Raw genomic sequence first — 24,293 nt, forward strand, 5'->3', positions numbered from 1 at the left:
CCGTGTACAAGCTCAGCTTTTTCGTTCCCGACAGTCATGTCGACGTGGTCAAAAGTGCCGTATTCGCCGCCGGTGGCGGACGGATCGGTGCTTACGACCACTGTGCGTGGCAAGTGCTGGGGCTTGGCCAATTTCGACCATTGGACGGCAGTCAGCCGTTCATTGGCGAAGCGGGGCAGGTCGAGCAGGTCGAGGAATGGAAGGTTGAGCTGGTCGTGGCCGATGAGTTGATTCGCTCGGTGGTGACGGCTCTGAAACAGAGCCATCCCTACGAGACACCGGCTTATGAGGTGTGGCGGTTGGAGGATTTCTGATCTTCCAGGCTGCTGAAATGAAAAACCCGCTGAAAGTGATTTCAGCGGGTTTTTTAATGCCCCAGGTTTTGTGGTGACAATCAGGGCCTCATCGCTGGCAAGCCAGCTCCCACAGTTTTTTATGTCGTACACAAATGCTGTGTACCTCCGAGAACCCTGTGGGAGCTGGCTTGCCAGCGATGGCGGCCTGCCAGACAGCTCACAACTAAACCTTGGCACTCACCTCACTGCGATTGACCAACGCTTCCAGCGCCTGACTCAAGCTCGCCGCCCTGTCACCCACCAGCAGGTGCCAGATCCCGCCCTCAAGCTGACTCACACCCTGACACCCCAGCGCCTTCAAATCGCATTCCGATAACGCCTTGCCATCGGCCAGTTGCAGGCGAATGCGGGTCAAGGCCACACAGTCCAGTTGCAGCACATTGTCGCCTCCGCCAAGGGCGTGCAGCCATTGTTGTGCTTCAGATGTCGCCACGGTGACGGGTTGCGGCGCGTCGACCACCACAGCCGGGGTGGAGATCAGCGCGCGGCCCAACGCCGGCATCGCCAGGCGAATCTCATCGGCAATGCTGTCGGCCATCGGTCCGACCACTACCTGCAGACTGCCGCCCTTGCCCGGTCGCACCACCGCCATGGCACCCAGTGCTTTCAAGTCCGCATCCGAGGCTTTGTTGCGGTCCACCATGTCCAGTCGCAGGCGCGTGGTGCAGGCGCCGACCGTGATCAGGTTCTCGGCGCCACCCAGTGCCTTGATGTAGGCCCCGGCACGGTCACTCTCGGCCACCACTGCTTTTTCGGCAGCGGCGGTATCTTCCCGCCCCGGCGTCTTCAGGTTGAAGCGACGAATACAGAAATCGAACACCGCGTAGTAAATCACCGCATAGGCCAGGCCGACCGGAACCACCAACCAGCCATTGGTGGATTTGCCCCAGCCCAGAATCATGTCGATGAAACCGCCGGAGAAGGTAAACCCCAGGTGAATGTTCAGCAGGTTGGTCACGGCCATGGACAGGCCGGTCAGCAGCGCATGCAACAAGAACAGCAGCGGCGCGAGGAACATGAAGGCGAATTCGATGGGTTCGGTCACGCCGGTGAGGAACGAGGTCAGGGCCATCGACAGGAAAATCCCGCCCATGATTTTGCGCCGTTCCGGCAGGGCGTTGCGGTACATCGCCAGGCACGCGGCGGGCAGGCCGAAAAGCATCACCGGGAACATGCCGGTCATGAACTGGCCGCCTTTGGGGTCGCCGGCAAAGTAGCGCGACAGGTCACCGGTGACGAGAGCGCCGGTGGTCGGGTCGGTGAAGTTGCCGAACACGAACCACGCCATGTTGTTGAGGATGTGGTGCAGGCCGGTGACGATCAGCAGGCGATTGAAGACGCCAAAGATGAATGCGCCGAAGCTGCCGCTCTCCAGCAACAGGGCGCCGAAGCTGTTGATGCCGTGCTGGATCGGCGGCCAGATCAGGCCGAATACCACCCCCAGGCCGACCGCACTGAAACCGGTAACAATCGGCACGAAACGCCGGCCACCGAAGAATGCCAGGTACTCCGGCAACTTGATGTCCTTGAAGCGGTTGTACAGCGCACCGGCCATCAAGCCGCTGATTATCCCCGCGAGCATGCCCATGTTGATGCTCGCATCCAGCACCTTGAGCGTGGACACCATCACCAGATAGCCAATGGCCCCGGCCAAACCGGCCGTGCCGTTGTTGTCCTTGGCGAAACCGACGGCGATACCGATGGCGAAGATCATCGCCAGGTTGGCGAAAATCACCTGGCCGGCATCGTGGATGATCGCGATGTTCAACAGGTCCGTATCGCCCAGGCGCAGCAGCAGGCCGGCAATCGGCAGGATCGCGATCGGCAGCATCAGTGCGCGACCGAGGCGCTGCAGGCCTTCGATAAAGTATTGGTACATGGCGGTTCTCCCTGGTTGTTCTTGTTGTTCTTTAGCTCAGAGGCCAATGCTGGTGGCAGGCGTGGCGCACCGCCGAGGCGCTGCTCAGCTTGAGCAGGTCCTGGCTGATACGCCGGCATTCGCTGGCGCCGAGGTGGCGTACGCGGTCCTTGATTTCACCGATCTGCACCGGGCTCACCGACAGTTCGCTCACCCCCAGTCCGATCAAAACCGGCGTGGCCAACGGATCGGAGGCCAGCGCCCCGCAAACGCCGACCCAGCGTCCGTGCTGCGCAGCACCGGTGCAGGTCTGGGCGATCAATCGCAGCAACGCCGGGTGCAGGGCATCGACCCGCGAGGCGAGGCCGGCGTGGTCGCGGTCCATGGCCAGGGTGTATTGCGACAAATCGTTGGTGCCGATGGACAGGAAGTCCGCGTGCTCGGCCAACTGTTCGGCCAGCAGTGCGGCGGCCGGTACTTCGATCATGACGCCCAGCTCCGGGCGTTCGCTCAGGCCCAGTTCGGTGCACAAGGCATCGAGGCGCTGGCGGATGTGCAGTAGCTCATCGACTTCGGTGACCATGGGCAACAGGATCCGGCAGCGGGACAACGGTGTGACGTTCAACAGGGCGCGCAACTGCTGGTCGAGCAGTTCCGGGCGCGCCTGGGCCAGGCGAATGCCGCGCAAGCCAAGCACAGGGTTGGCTTCGGCGGGCAGGGGCAGATAGTCGAGTTGCTTGTCGCCGCCCACGTCGATGGTACGGATGATCACCGACTTGTCGCCCATGGCATCGAGGACGGATTGATAGGCGTGGTGTTGCTCCTGTTCGTCTGGCGCGGTATGGCGGTCGACAAACAGGAACTCGGTACGCAGCAGGCCGACGCCGTCCGCGCCGTTGGCCAGGGCATCGGCGGCTTCGACGCTGGAGGCGACATTGGCCGCGACTTCAATGTGCAGGTCATCCAGGGTGTGCGCCGGGGTGTGCGCTTGGGTCTGTTGCTCGTTGCGACGGTGCTGGCGCTGCATTTGCGCCAGGTGCACCTGAGCCAGGCGTTCGGCGCTCGGCATCAGTTCGAGGCGACTGCCGTCGGCGTCCAGCACCACTGCCTGGCCTTGTTCCTGCTCCAGCAGTGATGAGCCGAGCGCGACCATGCACGGCAAGCCTTTACCGCGCGCGAGGATCGCCACGTGGGAGGTCGCGCCCCCTTCGGCCATGCACAACCCGGCGACACCTTGCTGACACAATTGCAGCAGGTCCGAGGGGGTCAACTCGTGCGCGGCGACGATAACACCGGGTGGCAAGTCGTAATGCCAGGCTTCACCGAGCAGGGCCCGCAGCACCCGTTGCTTGAGGTCGCGCAGGTCGTTGGCGCGCTCGGCCAACAGTGAGCTGCCCAGTTGCTGAAGCACGTCGCACTGCACGTCGATCGATTGGCTCCAGGCGTGGGTCGCCGCCGTGCCGAGGTCAATGGACCGATAGGCAGCGTCGAGCAAGGCAGGGTCTTCCAGCAAGGCAAGATGGGCGGCAAAGATGGCTTCTTCGTCCGTGTCCTTGTGTTTCCGGGCCTGGGTCAGGGTGCCGGCAATCTCACTGCGTACCTGGGTCAGCGCGGTGTCGAGGGTTTGCCGTTGCTGCGCCGGATCGTTGTGCCCGGTGTCGGCTGGCAGGCTGATCGCGTTCAAGCGATACAGCGGTCCACCGACCAGTCCCGGAGCGGCGCAGACACCGTGCAACACACCGGCTTCGGCCGCCCGGTTGCGCTGGGCTATCGGAGTCGGCGCGGGGGCGTGATGCGCTTCGGGCAGGGCGGTGGACAAGGCGACCAACAAGGCCTGCAGTGCGGCTTCGGCGTCCGGGCCCTGGCAACTGACCTGCACTTCGTCCTGCTCGCCGATGGCCAGGCCCATCAGGCCGATCAGGCTGTCGCAGGTCGCCGATTGACCGGCGAAATGCAGCTTCGACTGACTCTTGAAACCTTGGGCGGTCTGACGGATCAGCGCGGCTGGCCGCGCATGCAAACCGCCACGGTGGGCAATGCGGATGTGGCCGACCCTTTCTTCGCCGGCAATCTCCGCGTCCGACTGCGTGCCCACACCCTGACGGCGAATGATGTGCAGGAGCGGCTCGCCCACTTTCACCGATTTGAGTGTGATGGGACGCGCCTGAAAGTCCTGGCTGTTGGTGAGGATCAGCAGGCTGACCAGGCTTTTGCATTGTTGCGCGACCTTGTCCTGATCGTAGCGCAGCAGCGGCTGACCATTGGCGACCCGAGCCCCTTCCTGGACCAGCATCGAAAAGCCCTGGCCTTGCAGTTCCACCGTGTCGAGGCCCAGGTGCAGCAACAATTCGGCACCGTTGTCGGCCCGCAGGGTCACCGCATGGCCGGTGCGGGCGACATGCACCACGACGCCGGCGCACGGCGCGTGCAGGGTGTCGTTCAGCGGGTCGATGGCGATGCCGTCGCCCATGGCGCCGCTGGCAAACACCGCATCCGGGACTTTGGCGAGCGTGAGCACCGGGCCGCTGAGCGGGGCGCTGAGGGTCAGCTCTTTATTGTTGTTGTGCATGGCTCGGTCTCATCAGGAGAAACAACGGTTCAGAAATTCGCCCGGACCCTGTGGGAGCGAGCCTGCTCGCGAAGAGCGACAGAACACCGCGGGGTGTCAGGCTGCCAGCGTCATCGTTAACGACCATCGCGAGCAAGCTCGCTCCTACAGGGGGGCGGATGTCTTCAATGGGTGCGCGTCACTTTGCTCAGGTGTCGCGGCTGGTCCGGGTCCATGCCGCGTGCAACTGCCAGCCCGGCGGCCATCACGTAGAAACTCTGGATCGCCAGGATCGGATCGAGGGCCGGGTGTTCGGCGCGGGTCAGGGTCAGGTCGCGTTCGGCCACGTCATCCGGCGCCGCCAGCAACACGCGGGCACCCCGTTGGCGCATGTCCGCCGCCAGGCTCAGCAGGCCGGCCTGCTCGGCACCGCGCGGGGCGAAGATCAGCAACGGGTAATGTTCGTCGATCAGCGCCATCGGGCCATGACGGACTTCGGCGCTGCTGAAGGCTTCGGCCTGGATGGCCGAGGTTTCCTTGAATTTGAGCGCCGCTTCCTGGGCGATGGCGAAACCGGCGCCACGGCCGATCACCATCAAGCGCTGGCAATCGCGCAGGGCTTCGATGGCCGGGCTCCAGTCCTGCCGCGCGGCATCACGCAGGCCTGCGGGCAATGCAAGGCCGGCATCGAGCAATTCGGTGTCTTCTTTCCAGTGGCCGATCAACCGGGCGCTGGCGCTGAGGGTGGCGATAAAACTCTTGGTCGCGGCGACGCTGCTTTCAGTGCCGGCCAGCAGCGGCAGGCTGAATTCGCAGGCGGCTTCCAGCGGCGAGTCGGCGGCGTTGACCATCGAGATGCTCAGCGCGCCCCGTTTGCGCAGCAGGCGCAGGCTGTTCACCAGATCCGGACTCTGCCCCGATTGCGAAAAGGCGAACGCCACCTGGCCGCTGACCTTCAACGGTGCCTGCTGCATGGTCACCACCGACATCGGCAACGAGGCAACCGGAATTCCCAGCAACTGCATGGTCAGGTAAGCGAAGTAACTGGCGGCATGGTCGGAACTGCCGCGGGCTACGGTCATGACCACTTGCGGCGGCTGACGGCGCAGGCGCCCGGCGATCTCGATCATCGGTGGGTCGAGCTGCTGCAGTTGGGCGTGCACGGCCTCGAACGAGGACAGCGCCTCTTCAAGCATTTTTGAAGTCAATGTCTTCTCCTTCGACCATGACGGCGGTCAGATTCAGTGAGCGGTCCAGGCGCACGCAGTCGGCCCAGGCACCGGGTTGCAGGCGCCCGCGTTCGGTGAGGCCAAGGTAATCGGCGGGAAATTGCGACAGGCGCTGCGAGGCTTCGGCGAGCGGCAGGCCGATCTTCACCAGATTGCGCAAGGCCTGGTCCATGGTCAGGGTGCTGCCGGCCAGGGTGCCGTCGGGCAGGCGCACGCCGCCCAGGCATTTGGTCACGGTGTGGCTGCCGAGCTTGTATTCGCCGTCGGGCATGCCCGCGGCGGCGGTGGAGTCAGTGACGCAATACAGGCACGGGATCGAACGCAGGGCCACGCGCATGGCACCGGGGTGCACGTGCAGCAAGTCCGGGATCAGCTCGGCGTACTGCGCGTGGGCCAGCGCCGCGCCGACGATGCCCGGCTCGCGATGATGCAACGGGCTCATGGCGTTGTAGAGGTGAGTGAAACTGGTGGCGCCGGCTTCCAGTGCGGCGACGCCTTCTTCATAGCTGCCCAGGGTATGGCCGATCTGCATGCGCACGCCACGGGCACTGAGGGCGCGGATCAGGGCATCGTGACCGGCGATTTCCGGGGCGATGGTGATGACGCGAATCGGCGCCAGGGCCAGGTATTCCTCGACTTCGGCCATCATCGCGGTGTGAGCGAAGTTCGGTTGCGCGCCGAGTTTGCCGGGATTGATGTAAGGGCCTTCGAGGTGCACACCGAGTACCCGGGCGCTGCCCTTCGATCGCTGCAAACAAAACTCGCCGACGGCTTTGAGCACCCTGGAAATCTCTTCGCTCGGCGCAGTCATGGTGGTGGCCAGCAGCGAGGTGGTGCCAAAACGCACATGGGTCCGGGTGATGGTGTCGAAGGCGGGCGCGCCTTCCATGATGTCTTTGCCGCCGCCGCCGTGAACGTGCAGGTCGATGAAACCCGGCAGCAGATAGGGCAGGTCATTGTCCGTCGGATCGCAGGGCACGCCTTCGATGGACACGACCTTGCCGTGTTCGTGGACCAGCCGGCCGCGAACCCAGCCGTCGGCAGTGAGGATGTTGTCTTCGGACATGTCTGTTTCCCGGTTTCTGACGGCGCAGCTATTTATTGGCGAAGCTCTTTATCTACGGAGCTCTTTATCTACGTAGCTCTGCGACAAAGTCGTAGTAGTCGTTGCGGCAATAGGTGTCGGTGACTTCGATGGGGGTGTTGTCTTCCAGATAACCGACCCGGGTCATTAGCAACATGGCGGTGCCGGGGGCGATACCGACCAGCCCGGCGAATTCGTCCGAGGCATTGATGGCCTGAATATGCTGCAAGGCGCGCACGACCGGTTTGCCGATGCCATCGAGGTATTCGTACAGGGAATCGCCCACTGCCTGCGGCTTGGGAATGATCGAGGCGGGCAGGGTGCTCATCTCGATGGCCATCACCGTGTCGTCGGCTTTGCGCAGGCGTTTCATGCGCGCCACCTTGTCGTTGGGCGACAGGCCGAGGCGGATCAACTCTTCGTGGGTCGGCAGGGTGATTTCCCGTTCCAGCCATTGGGAACCAGGCACAAACCCCTTGAGGCGCAACATTTCGCTGAAGCCCGACAGGCGCGACAACGGTTGCTCCAGGCGGGGCGTAATAAAGGTGCCGGAACCTTGATTGCGGCGAATCAGGCCCTGTTCGAGCAGCACTTCCAGCGCCTTGCGTGCGGTAACACGGGAAATCCCCAGCATTTCGCTGAGGTTGCGTTCCGATGGCATCGCCTGCTCGGCTTTCCATTGGCCGGCATGGATCGCCGTTTCCAGGTTGCGCGCCAGTTGCAGGTACAGCGGCGTGGGCTGGGTGTCGTCGGGGCGCAGGGCGTGGAGGTCGTTCATTTGGATGTGTTCCGATGCGGATATAGGATTGTTGTCGCACGGTTGTGGGACGAAACGTAATACCACTTGAATACCATGTCAACGTGCTCAAAAGGCTTTACGCGCAGCAAATTCGGCCTTTTTTGGCGGTCAGGAAGGTGGTTGGCTTGAAGTGGTATTAGAGGTGGGGTTTTGCAAAGCAAAGATCGCAGCCTTCGGCAGCGGCTACGGGTGGAAGTGGTATCTGCCCTGCAGGTGCTGCCGAAGATTGCGATTGCTTGAATTTATTTTTCGATGGCGACCGAAGGTAGCGGTCAGAGGCTGATCATTGTGGCGAGGGAGCTTGCTCCCGCTGGGGCGCGAAGCGGCCCTAAAACAGCGAGTGCGGTGTTGGATAGATATTGGGGCCGCTTCGCAGCCCAGCGGGAGCAAGCTCCCTCGCCACAAAAGCTCACATGCCTGATAGATGAGGGGTTACGGACGAATCTCGATCATCGTGCCGTCCGGCACCAGGTTCCAGACTTCACGCATGTCGACGTTGCGCATGGCCACGCAACCGTCGGTCCAGTCCAGCGTGTGGAACAGGGATTCGGGGTTTTCTTCGGTGTCCGGGGTGCCGTGGATCATGATCATGCCACCCGGGTCGACATTTTCGCGGCGGGCACGGACCGAGTCGCTGATGTTCGGGTAGGAGATGTGCATCGCCAGGTTGAATTTGTCACTGACCTTGCGCCAGTCGAGCCAATAGAAGCCTTCCGGAGTGCGTCGGTCGCCTTCCATCAGTTTCTGGCCCTTGGGATTGCGGCCCAGGGAAATGCGATAGGTCTTGAGCGGCTTGCCGTCATTGATCAATTGCAATTGGTGGGCAGACTTGAGAACCAGGACTTTCTCGATGACCTTGCCGTCCAGGGATCCCACGGCAGACGCCTGGGACACCGCAACGAACGACAAGCAGAACAGGGCAAGCAACCAGCGCATTGAAACGATTCCCCAGGAGGTGTCGCGACTATTTATTTATAGATGTTTTTTAGTTGGCAGGCTGAGCAAGCGGCGGGATCGATTCGGACCTTACGGGGTAGACCTCGGCCCGCCGGTCAGCGAAGAAGCATTCTAAGGTACGGCCCACCGTGCGGAAAGCCAGCTCGTCCCAAGGGATGTCCGCTTCGTCGAATAATTGCACTTCGAGGCTCTCGGGGCCGGCGGCGAAGTCCAGGTCCGCCAGTTCGGCGCGGAAGAACACGTGCACCTGGCTGATGTGCGGCACATCGATCAGTGTATAGATGCTCAGGTTGCGTACCCGGGCGCAGGCTTCCTCGGCGGTTTCGCGAATGGCGGCCTGCTCGATGGTTTCACCGTTCTCCATGAAACCGGCGGGCAGGGTCCAGTAACCCCGGCGCGGCTCGATGGCGCGTCGGCACAGCAACACCTGGCTGCCCCAGGTCGCCAGGCAGCCGGCGACGATATTGGGGTTCTGGTAATGAATGGCCTGGCAACTGTCGCAGACGAAGCGCAGGCGCGAATCGCCTTCGGGAATGCGTTGGGTCACCGGGTTGCCGCACTGACTGCAAAATTTCATGCTGGAGTTCCTGAATGCTGCACCTATCTTGGCGTGCGGCGGTGTCTGTCGGCAAGTTGTCGTTTAGCGACACACCGCTGTTCGGGGGGTTGGGCGACCGAAGCGATTGGTGCATGATGCGGGTAAGGCACAGATCGAGAACACTCATGCTGGATGAGCTACTGCATCGGGTAAGTAACCATACACCACGCACGCTGGAGACCGACCGTCGTTTCCCCGAGGCCGCCGTACTGGTGCCCATTACCCGCAGTGACGAGCCGGAGCTGGTCCTGACCCTGCGCGCCAGCGGGCTTTCGACCCACGGCGGCGAAGTCGCTTTCCCCGGTGGTCGGCGTGACCCCGAAGACCCCGACCTGATTTTCACCGCCTTGCGCGAGGCCGAAGAAGAGATCGGCCTGCCGCCGGGACTGGTCGAAGTGATCGGTCCGCTGAGTCCGCTGATCTCCCTGCACGGCATCAAGGTCACCCCTTATGTCGGGGTGATTCCGGATTTCGTCGAATACCAGGCCAACGATGCCGAAATCGCCGCCGTGTTCAGCGTCCCCCTCGAGTTCTTCCGCGAGGATCCGCGGGAACACACCCACCGCATCGACTATCAGGGGCGCAGCTGGTACGTGCCCAGTTATCGCTATGGCGAGTACAAGATCTGGGGGCTGACGGCGATCATGGTCGTGGAGTTGATCAACCTGCTCTATGACGCGAAGATCAGCCTGCACCAGCCACCGAAAAGTTTTATCAACACCTGAAGCCATCACTCGAATGGCCTGAACACGTGATGCCCTGAGGACTAACTAGATGAAATACCGCCTGGGCGACGCCCGTGTCGAGACTCACCCACAGAGCTGGGTCGCCCCCAACGCCGTGCTGGTGGGCAAGGTCAAACTGGAAGAGGGCGCCAACGTCTGGTTCAACGCCGTGCTGCGCGGCGACAACGAGCTGATCCTGATCGGCAAGAACAGCAACGTCCAGGACGGCACGGTGATGCACACCGACATGGGCTACCCGCTGACCATCGGTACCGGCGTGACTATCGGCCACAACGCCATGCTGCATGGCTGCACCGTGGGCGACTACAGCCTGATCGGCATCAACGCAGTGATCCTCAATGGCGCCAAGATCGGCAAGAACTGCATCATCGGCGCCAATTCGCTGATCGGCGAAGGCAAGGAAATTCCGGATGGTTCGCTGGTCATGGGCTCTCCGGGCAAGGTGGTGCGTGAATTGACCGAGCCGCAGAAAAAGATGCTCGAAGCCAGCGCTGCCCACTATGTGCATAACTCGCAGCGTTATGCCCGCGATCTGGCCGAGCAAGAAGAATGACCACGCCAGAACGTCCGGTGTTATCGCCCTGCGTGAATATTTGCGCGCTGGACGACGATGACATCTGCACCGGTTGCCAGCGCACGGTGGAGGAAATCACCCGCTGGAGCCGGATGGACAACACCGAGCGACGCAAGGTGCTGGAGTTGTGTCATGAGCGGGCCAAATCCAGCGGGTTGGTGTGGATGATCGGGGCAAAACCGCAAAATTGACGCGCGCCCATTGTAGGAGCGAGCCTGCTCGCGATGGACTCAAGAACACCGCGGGGAACCAGATTCCCCGCGTTATCGTTAACGACCATCGCGAGCAGGCTCGCTCCTACAGTATCCTGTGCGGCAAATTCGCAGGTACTTCCCCACCCATGCTCTTCCTCATTGCCTACATCAGCAGCGTCGTGCTGATCAACTTCGCTTTTTCCACCGCTCCGCACCTGGACATCATCTGGTCCGCCTGGGGCGGCCTGGTGTTCATCTTGCGCGACATGGTGCAAACCCGCTTCGGCCACGGTGCCATCGTGGCCATGCTGGTGGCGCTGGTGCTTTCCTATATCACCTCCGACCCCTCCATCGCCCTGGCCAGTGCCACGGCGTTCGCGGTGTCCGAGTGCATCGACTGGCTGGTGTTCAGCATCACCAAACGGCCGCTGCACGATCGCCTGTGGATAAGTTCGGCCCTGAGCATCCCCCTCGATACGTTTATCTTCTTCGGCATGATCGATGCGCTGACCCCCGGCGTGATCCTCACCGCACTGGGCTCGAAGTTCGCCGGCGTGACGGCGGTGTGGCTGATCATGGCCTGGCGCCTGCGTAAACAGGCCGTCGTCAGCTGAAGCCAAACCCTGCGGTTCATGTAAAATGCCGCGCTTTCTCCCACGGGACGCGCGCAAGACGTTGCTTCCCTCGATGATCCGCTTCCTTGAGGACCTTCAGATGACCCGTATCGGAACCCCATTGTCGCCTACCGCGACCCGCGTATTGATGTGTGGCTGTGGCGAGTTGGGCAAGGAAGTGGTGATCGAGCTGCAACGCCTGGGCGTTGAAGTGATTGCCGTGGACCGTTACGCCAATGCGCCGGCCATGCAGGTTGCCCACCGCAGCCACGTGATCAACATGCTCGATGGTGCTGCCCTGCGTGCGGTGATCGAAGCCGAGAAGCCGCACTTCATCGTGCCGGAAATCGAAGCCATCGCCACTGCGACCCTGGTGGAACTGGAGTCTGAAGGCTTCACCGTGATCCCGACTGCCCGCGCCGCGCAGCTGACCATGAACCGCGAAGGTATCCGTCGCCTGGCCGCCGAAGAGCTGGACCTGCCGACCTCGCCGTACCACTTCGCCGACACCTTCGAGGATTACAGCAAGGCGGTCGAAGACCTCGGCTTCCCGTGCGTGGTCAAGCCGGTCATGAGCTCTTCGGGCAAAGGCCAGAGCCTGCTGCGCAGCGTCGATGACGTGAAGAAGGCCTGGGATTACGCGCAAGAAGGCGGCCGTGCCGGCAAAGGTCGCGTGATCATCGAAGGCTTCATCGATTTCGACTACGAAATCACCCTGCTGACCGTGCGTCACGTTGGCGGCACTACATTCCTCGCACCGGTCGGCCACCGTCAGGAGAAGGGCGATTATCAGGAATCCTGGCAGCCGCAAGCCATGAGTCCGGTTGCCCTCGCGGAATCCGAGCGCGTGGCCAAAGCTGTCACCGAGGCCCTGGGCGGCCGTGGCCTGTTTGGCGTCGAGCTGTTCATCAAAGGTGATCAGGTGTGGTTCAGCGAAGTGTCGCCGCGCCCGCACGACACCGGCATGGTCACGATGATTTCCCAGGATCTGTCGCAGTTCGCCCTGCATGCACGGGCGATCCTCGGCCTGCCGGTCCCGGTGGTGCGCCAGTTCGGGCCTTCGGCTTCGGCGGTGATCCTGGTGGAAGGGCAATCGACCCAGACCGCCTTCGCCAATCTCGGTGCGGCCTTGAGCGAACCGGATACCGCGCTGCGCCTGTTCGGCAAGCCTGAAGTCAATGGTCAGCGCCGGATGGGCGTGGCCCTGGCGCGCGATGAGTCGATCGAAGCGGCCCGGGCCAAGGCGACCCGCGCTTCCCAGGCGGTTGTTGTCGAGCTGTAAAAACTTCTGCGGCGGGCCTATACCTTCTAGGTGTGGGCTCGCCCTGATGCCGGTCAGAAGCTACTGAACTGTGGGAGCGAGCCTGCTCGCGAAAGCTGTTTCCCATTCAACATTCATGTTGATGCGAACTCCGCTTTCGCGAGCAGGCTCGCTCCCACAGGGATTGCGCTGGATTGGCCGGCAAGACCTTTCATTAATGCTCCAGGCCTGTACCCCATGAATTCGCAAAGCATCATTGTCCCGAAAATCTCCACGCTGCCGGTGCATGAGCCCCGGGCCCGGGCGATCGTGCGGTGGCTGGTGCGCAAAAACATCGTCAAGGAAGAGCTCACGACGTGCGGCCGCACCGGCAATCGCATGGGCCACGCCATCGGCGAAGGCGCGCGTGACGTGGTCCTGCACCCGGAGGCGCTGCCGTTCGGTGAACAGATCAACGGTTTGGAGATCATCACCAAGCGATGCATCTATACGCCGGCCAAGGGTTTTCTGGGCGAGGCGGGTTGCGCCGAGTGCCGCAAGGAAGTCGGCGAGGCCCTGTTTGAAAGCCTGGAAGACTGGATGCCGGGGCGTACCGACAACTTCACCTGCCCTGAATGCGGGCATGAAGATGACATCAACGGCTTTCTGTTTCTGCAGGAATGCGGCTTCTCCAACCTGGGGTTCATCTTCAACAACTGGGCCGAGGCCGGGTTCAAGCAGAGCTTTCTCGACGAATTCGCCGATTGGCTCGATCAACCCGTGAGCTGGGTCAAAGTCGAACTCTGATGACCTTGTGGGAGCGAGCCTGCTCGCGATGGTCGTGAACGATGACGCGGGCTGTCTGGAGACAAGCGCCGCTTTCAAGTTCATCGCGAGCAGGCTCGCTCCTACAAAAAAGCAGCAATCTGGCGGATGCAATCCCCGTATATCAGTAATGCCAATAATAGACAGAGTTTTACATTGAACCCGAGGGGGTGTCTGACTATAATGGCGCGCTTCCATTTTCCCGCTCGGGAGCCCCCGCGATGCTGCGTATCAGCCAAGAAGCTCTGACATTCGACGACATTCTCCTAGTGCCCGGTTATTCCGAGGTGCTTCCTAACGAAGTCAGTCTCAAAACCCGCCTTACCCGTGGCATCGAGCTGAACATTCCTCTGGTTTCTGCCGCCATGGACACCGTCACTGAAGCCCGTCTGGCAATCGCCATGGCTCAGGAAGGTGGTATCGGCATCATCCACAAGAACATGACCATCGAGCAGCAAGCTGCCGAAGTCCGCAAGGTCAAGAAGTTCGAAGCCGGTGTCGTCAAAGACCCGATCACCATCGAGGCCGATGCCACGGTACGTGACCTGTTCGAGCTGACCCGCCTGCACAACATTTCCGGCGTTCCGGTGCTGCACGATGGCGACCTGGTCGGCATCGTCACTTCCCGTGACGTGCGTTTCGAAAACCGTCTGGACGCCAGTGTCCGTGAAGTGATGACGCCTAAAGAGCGTCTGGTCACGGTCAAGGAAGGTGCCGACAAGAACGACGTTCGCGAGCTGCTGCACAAGCACCGCATCGAACGCGTGCTGATCGTCGACGACAAATTCGCCCTCAAAGGCATGATGACCGTCAACGATATCGAAAAAGCCAAGGCTTACCCGCTGGCCAGCAAGGACGATCAAGGTCGCCTGCGCGTGGGTGCTGCCGTCGGTACCGGTAAAGACACCGGTGACCGCGTCGCAGCCCTGGTCAATGCCGGCGTGGACGTGGTGGTGGTCGACACTGCTCACGGTCACTCCAAAGGCGTGATCGACCGCGTTCGTTGGGTCAAACAGAATTTCCCTGAAGTGCAGGTCATCGGCGGCAACATCGCCACCGGCGCTGCCGCCAAGGCCCTGGCCGAAGCCGGCGCTGACGCGGTCAAGGTCGGTATCGGCCCAGGCTCGATCTGCACCACCCGTATCGTCGCCGGTGTCGGCGTCCCGCAAATCAGTGCCATCGCCAACGTCGCCGCTGCCCTCGAAGGCACAGGCGTTCCGTTGATCGCCGACGGCGGCATCCGTTTCTCCGGTGACCTGTCCAAGGCCATCGTGGCCGGTGCCTCCTGCGTGATGATGGGCTCGATGTTCGCCGGTACCGAAGAAGCGCCGGGCGAGATCGAACTGTTCCAGGGTCGTTCGTACAAGGCTTACCGTGGCATGGGCTCGCTGGGCGCCATGTCCCAGGCTCAAGGTTCCTCCGACCGTTACTTCCAGGACTCCTCGGCAGGCGCCGAGAAGCTGGTTCCGGAAGGCATCGAAGGGCGTGTTCCGTACAAGGGCACCCTGAGCGCCATCATCCATCAACTGATGGGCGGCCTGCGTTCTTCCATGGGCTACACCGGTAGCGCCAACATTGAAGAAATGCGCACCAAGCCTGAGTTCGTGCGGATCACCGGCGCAGGCATGGCCGAATCCCACGTTCACGACGTACAGATCACCAAGGAAGCGCCAAACTACCGCGTAGGTTGAGGCTTCAAGCAAATCGTTTAGCAACCGGGGCTGTTTTTTTCAGCCCCGAGTTGTTTCTGAATCACGACTGTTTCTGAATTATTTAGACGAGACTGAATCATGGCCCTCGACATTCACGCTCACCGCATCCTGATCCTCGACTTCGGTTCCCAGTACACCCAACTGATTGCCCGCCGCGTGCGTGAAATCGGTGTGTACTGCGAACTGCACCCGTTCGACATGGATGAGGACGCCATTCGCGAATTCGCTCCAAAAGGTGTCATCCTCGCCGGCGGCCCCGAGTCCGTGCACGAAGCCGACAGCCCTCGTTGCCCGCAAGCCGTGTTTGACCTGGGCGTACCGGTATTCGGTATCTGCTACGGCATGCAGACCATGGCGGAGCAACTGGGTGGCAAGGTAGAAGGCTCCGAACTGCGTGAGTTCGGTTACGCCCGTGTCGATGTGGTCGGCAAGAGCCGCCTGCTGGACGGCATCGAAGACCACATCGACGCCGACGGCCTGTTCGGCCTCGACGTATGGATGAGCCACGGTGACAAGGTCACCAAAATGCCGGAAGACTTCCACATCCTGGCCAGCACCCCGAGCTGCCCGATCGCCGGCATGTTCAGCGATGAACGTCGCTACTACGGCGTGCAGTTCCACCCGGAAGTGACCCACACCAAGCAGGGCGGTCGCATCCTGTCGCGTTTCATCCTCGACATCTGCGGCTGTGAAGCGCTGTGGACCCCTTCGAAGATTGCCGAAGACGCCATCGCCCAGGTTCGCGCCCAGGTCGGCACCGACAACGTGCTGTTGGGTCTGTCCGGCGGTGTTGACTCTTCCGTAGTGGCCGCGTTGTTGCACAAAGCCATCGGCGACCAACTGACCTGCGTCTTCGTCGACAACGGTCTGCTGCGTCTGCACGAAGGCGAGCAAGTGATGGCCATGTTCGCCGAGAACATGGGTGTCAAGGTGATCCGCGCCAACGCCGAGGACCAGTTCCTCAACAACCTGGCCGGCGAAGCCGACCCGGAGAAGAAGCGCAAGATCATCGGCCGTACCTTCATCGACGTGTTCGATGCCGAATCCTGCAAGCTGGACAACATCAAGTACCTGGCCCAGGGCACCATCTACCCGGACGTGATCGAGTCGGCTGGCGCGAAAAGCGGCAAGGCCCACGTGATCAAGTCGCACCACAACGTGGGTGGCCTGCCGGAAGAGATGAACCTCAAGCTGGTCGAGCCACTGCGTGAGCTGTTCAAGGACGAAGTCCGTCGTCTGGGCCTGGAACTGGGCCTGCCGTACGACATGGTCTACCGTCACCCGTTCCCGGGTCCTGGCCTGGGCGTGCGGATCCTCGGTGAAGTGAAGAAGGAATACGCCGACCTGCTGCGTCGCGCCGACCACATCTTCATCGAAGAACTGCGCAAGGCCGACTGGTACCACAAGGTCAGCCAGGCATTCGTGGTGTTCCAGCCGGTGAAATCGGTGGGTGTGGTTGGCGACGGTCGTCGTTACGCCTGGGTCGTGGCCCTGCGTGCCGTGGAAACCATCGACTTCATGACCGCGCGTTGGGCTCACCTGCCTTACGAACTGCTGGAAACCGTCAGCGGCCGCATCATCAATGAAATCGAAGGCATCTCCCGCGTCACCTACGACGTGTCGAGCAAGCCGCCAGCGACCATTGAGTGGGAATGATCCCGCGACACAGGTTGCAGTGAAGCACCAAGAAAAAACCCTGGCCTCGGCCAGGGTTTTTTTTGTGCGGCTTGTAAGGGCAGGGTCAGATGGGAAGGCGACTTTGAAGATTCAGGCCCATCCGCGTCAGCGCGCTGGATAATTCTTGCAGGCTGTCGTAGGGAACCCGATTGACGGGACCCCACGATGGACGATCGATGTAATAGCGCCCATCGGCAAAGCTCTGTACTGCTGTTTGCACCAGCTCACCATTCTGACTGCGGTGAAACAAGGTGAAGGCTCCCTGGGAGCGTTCGAAAGCGTACATGCCCGCGCGATAAAGCAGTCTGTGGATTTGCGTCTCGGTGCGGCTGACGGGCGCAGCTTCCATGCGCAGAAGCAGATCGGCGTATTGAGTATCGACGGTCCCGCGCATTGTATCGCCCTGTACGGAAGGCCCCCTTTCGATCTCAACGCCCGGATCTACGGCAATGCTCTCGCCTTGTCCGGGATTGACTTCCTCGATGCGTAAACTGACGCCGCCTTCCAATTCGCTGATGCCGGCTAACCCCCTGAAGGTATTTGTGTTTTCCACGCCCGTCAGCACGACCCACTTGCCCGTGTCGTGGGTGGTTTTATCAAGGAACATGATGTCGGCTGTCAGGTGATTGGTACTGATCTGTTCTTCAATCCGCGTCAGCGAAATCGGTTTTCTGTAGGTCGCCGCGCAATCGGTAGCCTGGACACGGATGCCGTTTTGCCGAGCGGCTTTCACCAACTCCAGTTCATTGAACTGCCCTGACGGATCGGTGCCGAGGCGAGTCAGATACTTTTGCAGGTCATCGGACATGACGCCGTTTTTGAAGTAAGCGTTCAGGTCGGCCTGGGCAAAATCGCTGAGCAGTCGGCGCACATAGAGGGTCTTGACGCCTTGCCGCGCCAGGGCAGCCATGTTTTCGATCATCAATCGCATGCTGGAAATGCGCCCCGGCGTTTCACTGATGACCAGTCCAGGTGCGGATTCGAATACCTGTGCGATGAGATCCGGGAAGGTCGTTGAGGCGTTGACGGCTGGAATGGCCGGACGCGGTGGCAGATTGGCCCATGGGAGGTTTTCGTAGAAACGTCGGGCGGAATTCAAAAGCGTCCTGGCCTTTTCGGCGAAGTGCAGGGCATATCGATCGGGAGCGATCAGCCCACCGTTCGGACCGATCTGCACTTGAATGTGCGTCTCGCGTAATCCCATTGCCCAATTTTTCAGTGCAGGCCGGCTGGCTGGTTCAACATCGTAGGGCGTTTTTACAAGGCCGATATCGTTCGAGGTCGAGGTCGAGGGCTGAGGTTCGGTGACAGGCGGGGTGGACGGCGAGCCGGGTCCAACCTCCGGTTGCTCCGGTTCGACTGCAGGTTGCTCTGGCTCGACGATTGCCGGTTCGCGCACGTCAAGTTCCAGCTCCACCGTGCACGGCTTGCCCAAACACTGGCCGCCACCCTTGAGGCCCAACTGGGTCATCCGTTCCCAGAGGCCTTCGTCATTCAGACGCACCGGCAATGAGTGAATAAGCTGGTTGGGCCTCGCCGGATCGACGATCGCCCAGAAACCGCCGCCCTGCGAATCCGTGAAGTAGCGCACGTAATAGGCCGTGTCGTTCATCAGGATGGCATAGGGCGGGTCGGATTCCAGCCTGTAGATCCCTTGGTATTTCCCTGTTTCCGTACCCGGAGTCAGTCCGTCCAGCAGTTCATTGGATTGATAGCTTTGCGGGATCTCGGGCACCTGTCCCGCTTCTGACGTCAGAGGGGGCAGCTCCTCCAAGGGTGGCAGTGTCTCACTGGGTTCTTCGACCTCCAGTTCCGGCACTGTGCCCGACTCGCCCAGTTCACCCGCCTCGGCGGCTTCCGACGGTGCGCCAATTTCCGTTAGCGCTCCGGTGCCTTTCAAAAACGGCAGGTTGAACAGCGCATCAATGCCGCTGAGTATCGCCCCGGTAACCCCCGCCTTGCGCTCGGTGGCGGTCTTGCCATTGACTGCCTGGTCGATGTTCAGCCCCATGTTGGCGAGGCTGGCGCCAATTACCGGCAATGCCACTGGCCAGCCTACGGCCGCCATCGGGCCGAAGACTTTCAAACCAGCGCTCAGGTAACCGATCCACAGTTTCTTTCGCAGATCACCGTTGGACGTGAGGGACAGATCGGCTTCGGCGAACATCGCTGTGCGGGTCGAGTCCCGCAACCAGCTGAACGCATCCCCGGTCACCGTCTGATGGTTCGGGTTGATCAGGTGATGATCGGCATGACCCCAGGTGCTGACCAGCCGATTCATCAGGTCGGTGATGTTCTCGGTGATCGGCTGTCGGTCGGCCAGCGGAAAATGCTCAAGGAACTGTGTGCGTGGCGCTTTTTCGTTCATTTTTTGCAGGACCCACCAGTGCATATCGGTGGCGGTTTCCAGCACATGAAAGGCTTTGTTATCGCCCGGTACGTACAGGATCTGGCGGCCCTTGGCGTCAACGATGCGCAGGATGTTGGTTGCCACATGGCCGTCCACATCCAGGGTATACACCTGCAATCCCTGGCCTGAGGGCGACTCGGATTGCAGCATGGCCAAGCTGACCGGCCAGGTCAGCGGGCCGGTCACGGCATTGAGGGTGGTTTGAAAGTCCTCGTCAGTCAGATGGCCGCTTTCTCGCGCTTCAACGGCTTTGCCGAGGAAGTTGCATTTGGCCAGTGTCCGGAAATCACTGGCATAGTCGGTCCAGAACCTCTGCAGCTTGTTGCGGTAAAGGTCACTGAAGTCGATGGCCCAGAAGTCTTTCAATACCTCGTTGCCATGCAGGCGCACTTCATTGGTTGCATCGAAGTTTCTTTCGTCCGGTCCTGCGGTATAGAAGCCGCCGTACAAGTCCAGAAGGTCGGCATTGTCCTGATCGGTCGCGCGAAAGCGGTGAATGACCAGTTGCGTCAGGGTCAGGGATTCATAGGGCTTCTCGTCATAATGCTGCCAACCGGTGAACGACGACCCCAGGCTCTGGGCGGTCTTGAAACGGTGGAAATAGACTTTATCGGGGTCGAGGCCGACGACTCCGTATTTTTCAAGCAATTGCGCGGCGACCTCATGTGCGGTGTCCTGCAGGCTTGGACAAGCCTTGATCACCTGCGCGGCGATGTTCTTGAGGGCAGCCTTGTCGGCTGCGTTGGGCAGTGGGCGGGTTTGTGTCGGGTTCATTCGCTCTGTTCCTTGAGTGAGGGACGACGAGGATGGCCCGATTGCCCAAGGTCGGTGCGCTACATATGTACCGCACCAGGGCGTTCCAGCCTGCGTCCATCCGCCGCGCCGCCCTTACTGTTTCGCAACCGCAGGTGTATCGTATTCGCCTTTTCCAGGCCCCTGGCCTGTCGCTGATACGTGAGGTAGTTGAGTTCATGTCCTTTACCCGTCGCCAAATTCTCGGTGGCCTGGCCGGTCTTGTTGTCGTTGGCGTCGGAGCGGGGGGCGCGTCGCGTTACTGGCTGGGCAAGAGGGCTGATGCCGAGGCGGGCCACGACTATGAACTCATTGCCGCGCCGCTGGACGTCGAACTCGTGGCCGGGCACAAGACCACGGCCTGGGCCTTCGGACCTTCAGCGCCGGGAACTGAACTGCGCGTGCGACAGGGTGAATGGCTGCGGGTGCGCTTCATCAACCATCTGCCGGTGGCGACCACCATTCACTGGCATGGCATTCGCCTGCCGCTGGAAATGGACGGCGTGCCTTACGTGTCGCAATTGCCGGTACTGCCCGGTGAATACTTCGACTACAAATTCCGCGTACCGGACGCCGGCAGCTACTGGTATCACCCGCACGTGAGCAGCAGCGAAGAACTCGGTCGCGGGCTGGTCGGCCCGTTGATCGTCGAAGAGCGCGAGCCGACCGGGTTCAAGTACGAAAAAACCCTGAGCCTGAAGAACTGGCATGTCGATGAGCAGGGGGCTTTCGTCGATTTCAGCATTCCTCGCGAAGCGGCCCGTGGCGGCACGGCGGGGCGTCTGTCGACCATCAATGGCATCCCGCAACCGGTGATCGAATTGCCCGCCGGACAGATCACCCGGGTGCGCTTGCTCAACCTCGATAACACCTTGACCTATCGCCTCAACATTCCGGGCGTCGAAGCGCAGATCTATGCGCTGGATGGCAACCCCGTCGAGCCTCGGCCATTGGGCAAGGAATATTGGCTGGGTCCTGGTATGCGTATCTGCCTGGCGATCAAGGCACCGCCGGCCGGTGAGGAATTGTCCCTGCGCAATGGTCCGGTGCGCCTTGGCACATTGCGTTCGGTGCCCAATACCGACGCGCCAACCGAATGGCCCGCCGCGCTGCCGGCCAACCCGGTGGCCGAGCCGGACCTGGCCAATGCCGAGAAACTCAACTTCAATTTCGAATGGGTGGGTTCGGTGTCGGTCAACGTCGACAACGGCAAGCCGCCGAGCCTGTGGCAGATCAACGGCAAGGCCTGGGACATTACCGACAAGACTTGTGCCGACCGTCCGATTGCCAAGCTCCAGAAGGGCAAGAGCTACATTTTCGAATTGAAGAACATGACTCAATACCAGCACCCGATTCACCTGCACGGCATGAGCTTCAAGGTCATTGCCTCGAACCGGCACAAGGTCATTCCCTATTTCACCGACACCTATCTGCTGGGCAAGAACGAGCGCGCGCAAGTGGCGCTGGTGGCGGATAACCCCGGGGTGTGGATGTTCCACTGCCACGTGATCGACCACATGGAAACCGGCCTGATGGCCGCTATCGAGGTGGCGTGATGCGTCAGATTCGACCCGCCGCGATCATCGACCGCAGCCGTGACCGCGACTTCATGCGCGAAGCCCTGGCCCTCGCCGCGCAAGGCGCCGCTCTTGGCGAAGTGCCGGTGGGCGCGGTGCTGGTGCAGGACGGTGAAATCATCGGTCGCGGCTTCAATTGCCCGATCAGCGGCAACGACCCCAGCGCCCACGCCGAGATGGTCGCGATCCGCGCCGCCGCCCAGGCTGTGAGCAACTATCGTCTGACGGGCAGCACGCTGTACGTGACGCTGGAACCGTGCAGCATGTGCGCCGGTTTGATCGTGCATTCGCGGATTGCTCGGGTGGTGTATGGCGCGCTGGAGCCCAAGGCCGGGATTGTGCAGAGCCAGGGGCAGTTTTTTACCCAGGGTTTTTTGAATCACCGGGTGTTGTATGAGGGTGGGGTGCTGGCCGAGGAGTGTGGGGCTGTTTTGAGCGAGTTTTTCAAAGCCCGCCGAGCGAAACCTTCAGACTGAACACCGAACTCCTGTAGGAGCGAGCCTGCTCGCGATGAGGGCCTGACAGTCAACGACGATGTTGAATGACAGATCGCTATCGCGAGCAGGCTCACTCCTACAGGGTTATTCGTTGTGGAGGGATTTACTTGCGAGCCACGATGACCGCCCGCATCGGCGCCGGAAGTCCTTCGATGGTCTTGCTGTGATCCTCGGGATCAAGGAAATCGCTCAGCGACTGATACTTCATCCACTCCGTCCCGCGCTGTTCCTCGACCGTGGTCACGCTGACGTCCACGCACTTCACATCGCTGAACCCGGCACGACGCAGCCACAGCTCAAGCGCCGGCACCGACGGCAGGAACCACACGTTACGCATCTGCGCATAGCGATCTTCCGGCACCAGCACCTGATGTTTGTCGCCTTCGACCACCAGGGTTTCGAGCACCAGTTCGCCGCCCTTGACCAGGCAATCCTTCAGCGCCAGCAAGTGCTCGATTGGCGAGCGACGGTGGTAGAACACGCCCATCGAGAACACGGTGTCGAAGCCTTCCAGGTTCGGCGGCAGGTCTTCAAAAGGAAACGGCAGGTGCCAGGCGTTAGGCTCGGAGAGGTAACGCTGAACTGCCTGGAACTGGCAGAAAAACAGCCAGTTCGGATCGACACCGATCACACTGTCCGCGCCGGCGCCGAGCATGCGCCACATGTAATAGCCGTTGCCGCAGCCGACATCGAGGATGCGCTTACCCTTCAGATCCAGATGCGGCGCGACCCTCGACCACTTCCAGTCCGAGCGCCATTCCGTGTCGACGTGCACGCCGAACAGGTCGAACGGACCCTTGCGCCACGGCGACAGGCCCATCAGCGCGGTGCGCATTTGCGCGCGGGTTTCATCGTCGCAATCGGTGTCCAGCTTCAGGCCGTTGAGCAGATCGACTTCGCTCGGCTGGATCTTTGGCAGGGCGTCCAGCGCGCTTTGCCAGCGCTCCAGATCGCCGTGACCCTTTTCCATTTTCTTGTCGAGTTGCGCTTGCAGGGTGGTGGCCCATTCGGCCAGCGGTGTGCCGGCCAGACGGCGGGCGAGGGGGGACAGATCAATCATGGCAAGGCAATCAACGAGGCAAAGTTAAGACACTGGAACCACGGCACGACTTTCGAGAACCCGGCGGCCAGCAGGCGCTCACGGTGTTCTTCGAGGCTGTCGGGCTTCATGACGTTTTCGATGGCGCTGCGCTTCTGGGCGATTTCCAGTTCGCTGTAGCCGTTGGCGCGTTTGAAGGCGATGTGCAGGTCGGTGAGCAGGGCGTGTTCCTGTTCGTCTTCAAAGCGAAGCTTTTCCGACAGGATCAAGGCGCCGCCGGGCAACAACGACTGACGGATGCGCGAAAGCAGTCCGGTGCGCTGATCCGGAGCGATGAATTGCAGGGTGAAGTTCAGCGCCACCACCGAGGCTGGCTGGAATTGCAGGGCGAGGATGTCACCTTCGATCACCTCGACCGGCAGTAACTCCTGGAACATCGAATCCTGACCGTTGAGGTACTCGCGGCAGCGTTCGACCATGGCCGCGGAGTTATCCACAGCGATCACCCGGCAACCGTCGGTGCGCACATGCCGGCGCAACGCCTGGGTCACGGCACCCAGGGACGCACCGAGGTCGTAGAGCACGCTGTTGGGCTGGGCGAACTGCGCGGCGAGCACACCGAGGTTTTCCACAATGGTCGGATACCCTGGCACCGAGCGCTTGATCATGTCCGGGAACACCCGCACCACGTCCTCGTTAAAGGCGAAGTCAGGCACCTGGGCCAAAGGCTGGGCGAAAAGGCGATCGGATTCTTTGCTCACGGCGGTTCCAGCGGTGTCGATGAAAAGGCCGGCATTTTAGCCAAGTTGGCGTGGGGATGCGCGGGTTGTCTGATAAACCGGTGGGCACGCCCTGATATCTTCGCCGTCGGTGATATCGCTTTCGCGAGCAGGCTCGCTCCCACAGGGATTGCGCTAAACCTGTGGGAGCGAGCCAGCACGCGAATAAATCAGCGCGGTTCAGGACC

The 24,293-nt window shown here is 61.3% G+C and carries 21 protein-coding genes; 11 read left to right on the forward strand and 10 right to left on the reverse strand.

The window, feature by feature from the left end:
* The first annotated feature begins 2 nt into the window (after positions 1 to 2).
* Positions 3 to 314, forward strand: coding sequence for an NGG1p interacting factor NIF3 (locus HNQ83_RS09665; protein WP_175388731.1), 312 nt, complete (start codon positions 3 to 5; stop codon positions 312 to 314).
* Positions 315 to 519: 205 nt separating this feature from the next.
* On the opposite strand, the gene nagE is transcribed toward HNQ83_RS09665, so the two are convergent.
* The 7 genes from nagE to HNQ83_RS09700 form a co-directional block, all read right to left on the reverse strand.
* Positions 520 to 2,235 (reverse strand): N-acetylglucosamine-specific PTS transporter subunit IIBC, encoded by a 1,716-nt coding sequence (gene nagE / locus HNQ83_RS09670; RefSeq protein ID WP_175388732.1) that lies wholly within the window; start codon positions 2,233 to 2,235, stop codon positions 520 to 522.
* 31 nt (positions 2,236 to 2,266) lie between these two features.
* On the reverse strand, positions 2,267 to 4,783 hold the full coding sequence (gene ptsP, locus HNQ83_RS09675; RefSeq protein WP_175388733.1) for a phosphoenolpyruvate--protein phosphotransferase: 2,517 nt from the start codon (positions 4,781 to 4,783) through the stop codon (positions 2,267 to 2,269).
* Between the two features lie 164 nt (positions 4,784 to 4,947).
* Positions 4,948 to 5,958 (reverse strand): SIS domain-containing protein, encoded by a 1,011-nt coding sequence (locus HNQ83_RS09680; RefSeq protein WP_372241889.1) that lies wholly within the window; start codon positions 5,956 to 5,958, stop codon positions 4,948 to 4,950.
* Positions 5,951 to 7,057 carry an N-acetylglucosamine-6-phosphate deacetylase gene (gene nagA / locus HNQ83_RS09685; protein WP_175388735.1) on the reverse strand — a complete coding sequence of 369 codons (1,107 nt, stop codon included), beginning with the start codon at positions 7,055 to 7,057 and terminating at the stop codon, positions 5,951 to 5,953. Before nagA ends, HNQ83_RS09680 begins: the two co-directional genes overlap by 8 nt.
* Positions 7,058 to 7,121: 64 nt before the next feature.
* On the reverse strand, positions 7,122 to 7,853 hold the full coding sequence (locus HNQ83_RS09690) for a GntR family transcriptional regulator (RefSeq protein WP_175388736.1): 732 nt from the start codon (positions 7,851 to 7,853) through the stop codon (positions 7,122 to 7,124).
* Between the two features lie 453 nt (positions 7,854 to 8,306).
* Positions 8,307 to 8,810 carry a murein L,D-transpeptidase family protein gene (locus tag HNQ83_RS09695; RefSeq protein ID WP_175388737.1) on the reverse strand — a complete coding sequence of 168 codons (504 nt, stop codon included), beginning with the start codon at positions 8,808 to 8,810 and terminating at the stop codon, positions 8,307 to 8,309.
* A 49-nt stretch (positions 8,811 to 8,859) separates the two neighbouring features.
* Positions 8,860 to 9,408: an NUDIX hydrolase gene (locus HNQ83_RS09700; protein ID WP_175388738.1), complete on the reverse strand. Its 549-nt coding sequence runs from the start codon at positions 9,406 to 9,408 to the stop codon at positions 8,860 to 8,862.
* A 146-nt stretch (positions 9,409 to 9,554) separates the two neighbouring features.
* On the opposite strand from HNQ83_RS09700, the gene HNQ83_RS09705 reads away from it, so the two are divergent.
* The 8 genes from HNQ83_RS09705 to guaA all read left to right on the forward strand — a co-directional run bounded on the left by HNQ83_RS09705 (position 9,555) and on the right by guaA (position 16,990).
* On the forward strand, positions 9,555 to 10,154 hold the full coding sequence (locus tag HNQ83_RS09705; RefSeq protein ID WP_175388739.1) for a CoA pyrophosphatase: 600 nt from the start codon (positions 9,555 to 9,557) through the stop codon (positions 10,152 to 10,154).
* Between the two features lie 49 nt (positions 10,155 to 10,203).
* Positions 10,204 to 10,728, forward strand: a complete 525-nt coding sequence (locus tag HNQ83_RS09710) for a gamma carbonic anhydrase family protein (protein ID WP_027924900.1) — start codon at positions 10,204 to 10,206, stop codon at positions 10,726 to 10,728.
* Complete coding sequence (locus HNQ83_RS09715; protein WP_175388740.1) at positions 10,725 to 10,940, forward strand: DUF1289 domain-containing protein; 216 nt, start codon at positions 10,725 to 10,727, stop codon at positions 10,938 to 10,940. Before HNQ83_RS09710 ends, HNQ83_RS09715 begins: the two co-directional genes overlap by 4 nt.
* A gap of 149 nt (positions 10,941 to 11,089) precedes the next feature.
* Positions 11,090 to 11,557 carry a VUT family protein gene (locus HNQ83_RS09720; protein WP_110966532.1) on the forward strand — a complete coding sequence of 156 codons (468 nt, stop codon included), beginning with the start codon at positions 11,090 to 11,092 and terminating at the stop codon, positions 11,555 to 11,557.
* 100 nt (positions 11,558 to 11,657) lie between these two features.
* On the forward strand, positions 11,658 to 12,839 hold the full coding sequence (purT, locus tag HNQ83_RS09725) for a formate-dependent phosphoribosylglycinamide formyltransferase (protein ID WP_175388741.1): 1,182 nt from the start codon (positions 11,658 to 11,660) through the stop codon (positions 12,837 to 12,839).
* Positions 12,840 to 13,055: 216 nt separating this feature from the next.
* Entirely contained in the window at positions 13,056 to 13,604 is a 549-nt protein-coding gene (locus HNQ83_RS09730) for a sugar ABC transporter ATPase (RefSeq protein ID WP_175388742.1), read from the forward strand.
* Positions 13,605 to 13,843: 239 nt separating this feature from the next.
* Positions 13,844 to 15,313 (forward strand): IMP dehydrogenase, encoded by a 1,470-nt coding sequence (gene guaB / locus HNQ83_RS09735; protein ID WP_077047833.1) that lies wholly within the window; start codon positions 13,844 to 13,846, stop codon positions 15,311 to 15,313.
* Positions 15,314 to 15,412: 99 nt separating this feature from the next.
* Complete coding sequence (guaA, locus tag HNQ83_RS09740; RefSeq protein ID WP_175388743.1) at positions 15,413 to 16,990, forward strand: glutamine-hydrolyzing GMP synthase; 1,578 nt, start codon at positions 15,413 to 15,415, stop codon at positions 16,988 to 16,990.
* An 85-nt stretch (positions 16,991 to 17,075) separates the two neighbouring features.
* Here guaA and HNQ83_RS09745 read toward each other — a convergent pair whose 3' ends face one another.
* Positions 17,076 to 20,195 carry a membrane-targeted effector domain-containing toxin gene (locus HNQ83_RS09745; RefSeq protein ID WP_175388744.1) on the reverse strand — a complete coding sequence of 1,040 codons (3,120 nt, stop codon included), beginning with the start codon at positions 20,193 to 20,195 and terminating at the stop codon, positions 17,076 to 17,078.
* A 197-nt stretch (positions 20,196 to 20,392) separates the two neighbouring features.
* On the opposite strand from HNQ83_RS09745, the gene HNQ83_RS09750 reads away from it, so the two are divergent.
* Both HNQ83_RS09750 and tadA read left to right on the forward strand, forming a co-directional pair.
* Positions 20,393 to 21,769: a multicopper oxidase family protein gene (locus HNQ83_RS09750; RefSeq protein ID WP_175388751.1), complete on the forward strand. Its 1,377-nt coding sequence runs from the start codon at positions 20,393 to 20,395 to the stop codon at positions 21,767 to 21,769.
* Positions 21,769 to 22,266 (forward strand): tRNA adenosine(34) deaminase TadA, encoded by a 498-nt coding sequence (tadA, locus tag HNQ83_RS09755; RefSeq protein WP_175388745.1) that lies wholly within the window; start codon positions 21,769 to 21,771, stop codon positions 22,264 to 22,266. The genes HNQ83_RS09750 and tadA overlap by 1 nt, the downstream gene beginning before the upstream one ends.
* Before the next feature lie 124 nt (positions 22,267 to 22,390).
* Here the strand turns inward: tadA and cmoB are convergent, their stop codons facing one another.
* Together cmoB and cmoA are read right to left on the reverse strand one after the other, a co-directional pair.
* A complete protein-coding gene (gene cmoB / locus HNQ83_RS09760; protein WP_175388746.1) occupies positions 22,391 to 23,347 on the reverse strand; it encodes a tRNA 5-methoxyuridine(34)/uridine 5-oxyacetic acid(34) synthase CmoB in 957 nt (318 codons plus the stop codon).
* Positions 23,344 to 24,087, reverse strand: a complete 744-nt coding sequence (gene cmoA, locus HNQ83_RS09765; protein WP_137804780.1) for a carboxy-S-adenosyl-L-methionine synthase CmoA — start codon at positions 24,085 to 24,087, stop codon at positions 23,344 to 23,346. Before cmoA ends, cmoB begins: the two co-directional genes overlap by 4 nt.
* Positions 24,088 to 24,293: the final 206 nt, after the last annotated feature.

Source organism: Pseudomonas sp. C2B4 (genome assembly GCF_013359695.1).
Lineage (GTDB): Bacteria > Pseudomonadota > Gammaproteobacteria > Pseudomonadales > Pseudomonadaceae > Aquipseudomonas.

Excerpts from the sequence above, each read along its gene's own strand:
- tadA (WP_175388745.1), top strand. The coding sequence starts at position 21,769 with ATGCGTCAGATTCGACCCGCCGCGATCATCGACCGCAGCCGTGACCGC.
- HNQ83_RS09745 (WP_175388744.1), bottom strand. The coding sequence starts at position 20,195 with ATGAACCCGACACAAACCCGCCCACTGCCCAACGCAGCCGACAAGGCT.
- guaA (WP_175388743.1), top strand. The coding sequence starts at position 15,413 with ATGGCCCTCGACATTCACGCTCACCGCATCCTGATCCTCGACTTCGGT.
- HNQ83_RS09750 (WP_175388751.1), top strand. The coding sequence starts at position 20,393 with ATGTCCTTTACCCGTCGCCAAATTCTCGGTGGCCTGGCCGGTCTTGTT.
- HNQ83_RS09715 (WP_175388740.1), top strand. The coding sequence starts at position 10,725 with ATGACCACGCCAGAACGTCCGGTGTTATCGCCCTGCGTGAATATTTGC.
- purT (WP_175388741.1), top strand. The coding sequence starts at position 11,658 with ATGACCCGTATCGGAACCCCATTGTCGCCTACCGCGACCCGCGTATTG.
- nagE (WP_175388732.1), bottom strand. The coding sequence starts at position 2,235 with ATGTACCAATACTTTATCGAAGGCCTGCAGCGCCTCGGTCGCGCACTG.
- ptsP (WP_175388733.1), bottom strand. The coding sequence starts at position 4,783 with ATGCACAACAACAATAAAGAGCTGACCCTCAGCGCCCCGCTCAGCGGC.
- HNQ83_RS09700 (WP_175388738.1), bottom strand. The coding sequence starts at position 9,408 with ATGAAATTTTGCAGTCAGTGCGGCAACCCGGTGACCCAACGCATTCCC.
- HNQ83_RS09695 (WP_175388737.1), bottom strand. The coding sequence starts at position 8,810 with ATGCGCTGGTTGCTTGCCCTGTTCTGCTTGTCGTTCGTTGCGGTGTCC.
- guaB (WP_077047833.1), top strand. The coding sequence starts at position 13,844 with ATGCTGCGTATCAGCCAAGAAGCTCTGACATTCGACGACATTCTCCTA.
- HNQ83_RS09730 (WP_175388742.1), top strand. The coding sequence starts at position 13,056 with ATGAATTCGCAAAGCATCATTGTCCCGAAAATCTCCACGCTGCCGGTG.
- HNQ83_RS09710 (WP_027924900.1), top strand. The coding sequence starts at position 10,204 with ATGAAATACCGCCTGGGCGACGCCCGTGTCGAGACTCACCCACAGAGC.
- nagA (WP_175388735.1), bottom strand. The coding sequence starts at position 7,057 with ATGTCCGAAGACAACATCCTCACTGCCGACGGCTGGGTTCGCGGCCGG.
- HNQ83_RS09690 (WP_175388736.1), bottom strand. The coding sequence starts at position 7,853 with ATGAACGACCTCCACGCCCTGCGCCCCGACGACACCCAGCCCACGCCG.
- cmoB (WP_175388746.1), bottom strand. The coding sequence starts at position 23,347 with ATGATTGATCTGTCCCCCCTCGCCCGCCGTCTGGCCGGCACACCGCTG.
- HNQ83_RS09680 (WP_372241889.1), bottom strand. The coding sequence starts at position 5,958 with ATGCTTGAAGAGGCGCTGTCCTCGTTCGAGGCCGTGCACGCCCAACTG.
- HNQ83_RS09720 (WP_110966532.1), top strand. The coding sequence starts at position 11,090 with ATGCTCTTCCTCATTGCCTACATCAGCAGCGTCGTGCTGATCAACTTC.
- HNQ83_RS09705 (WP_175388739.1), top strand. The coding sequence starts at position 9,555 with ATGCTGGATGAGCTACTGCATCGGGTAAGTAACCATACACCACGCACG.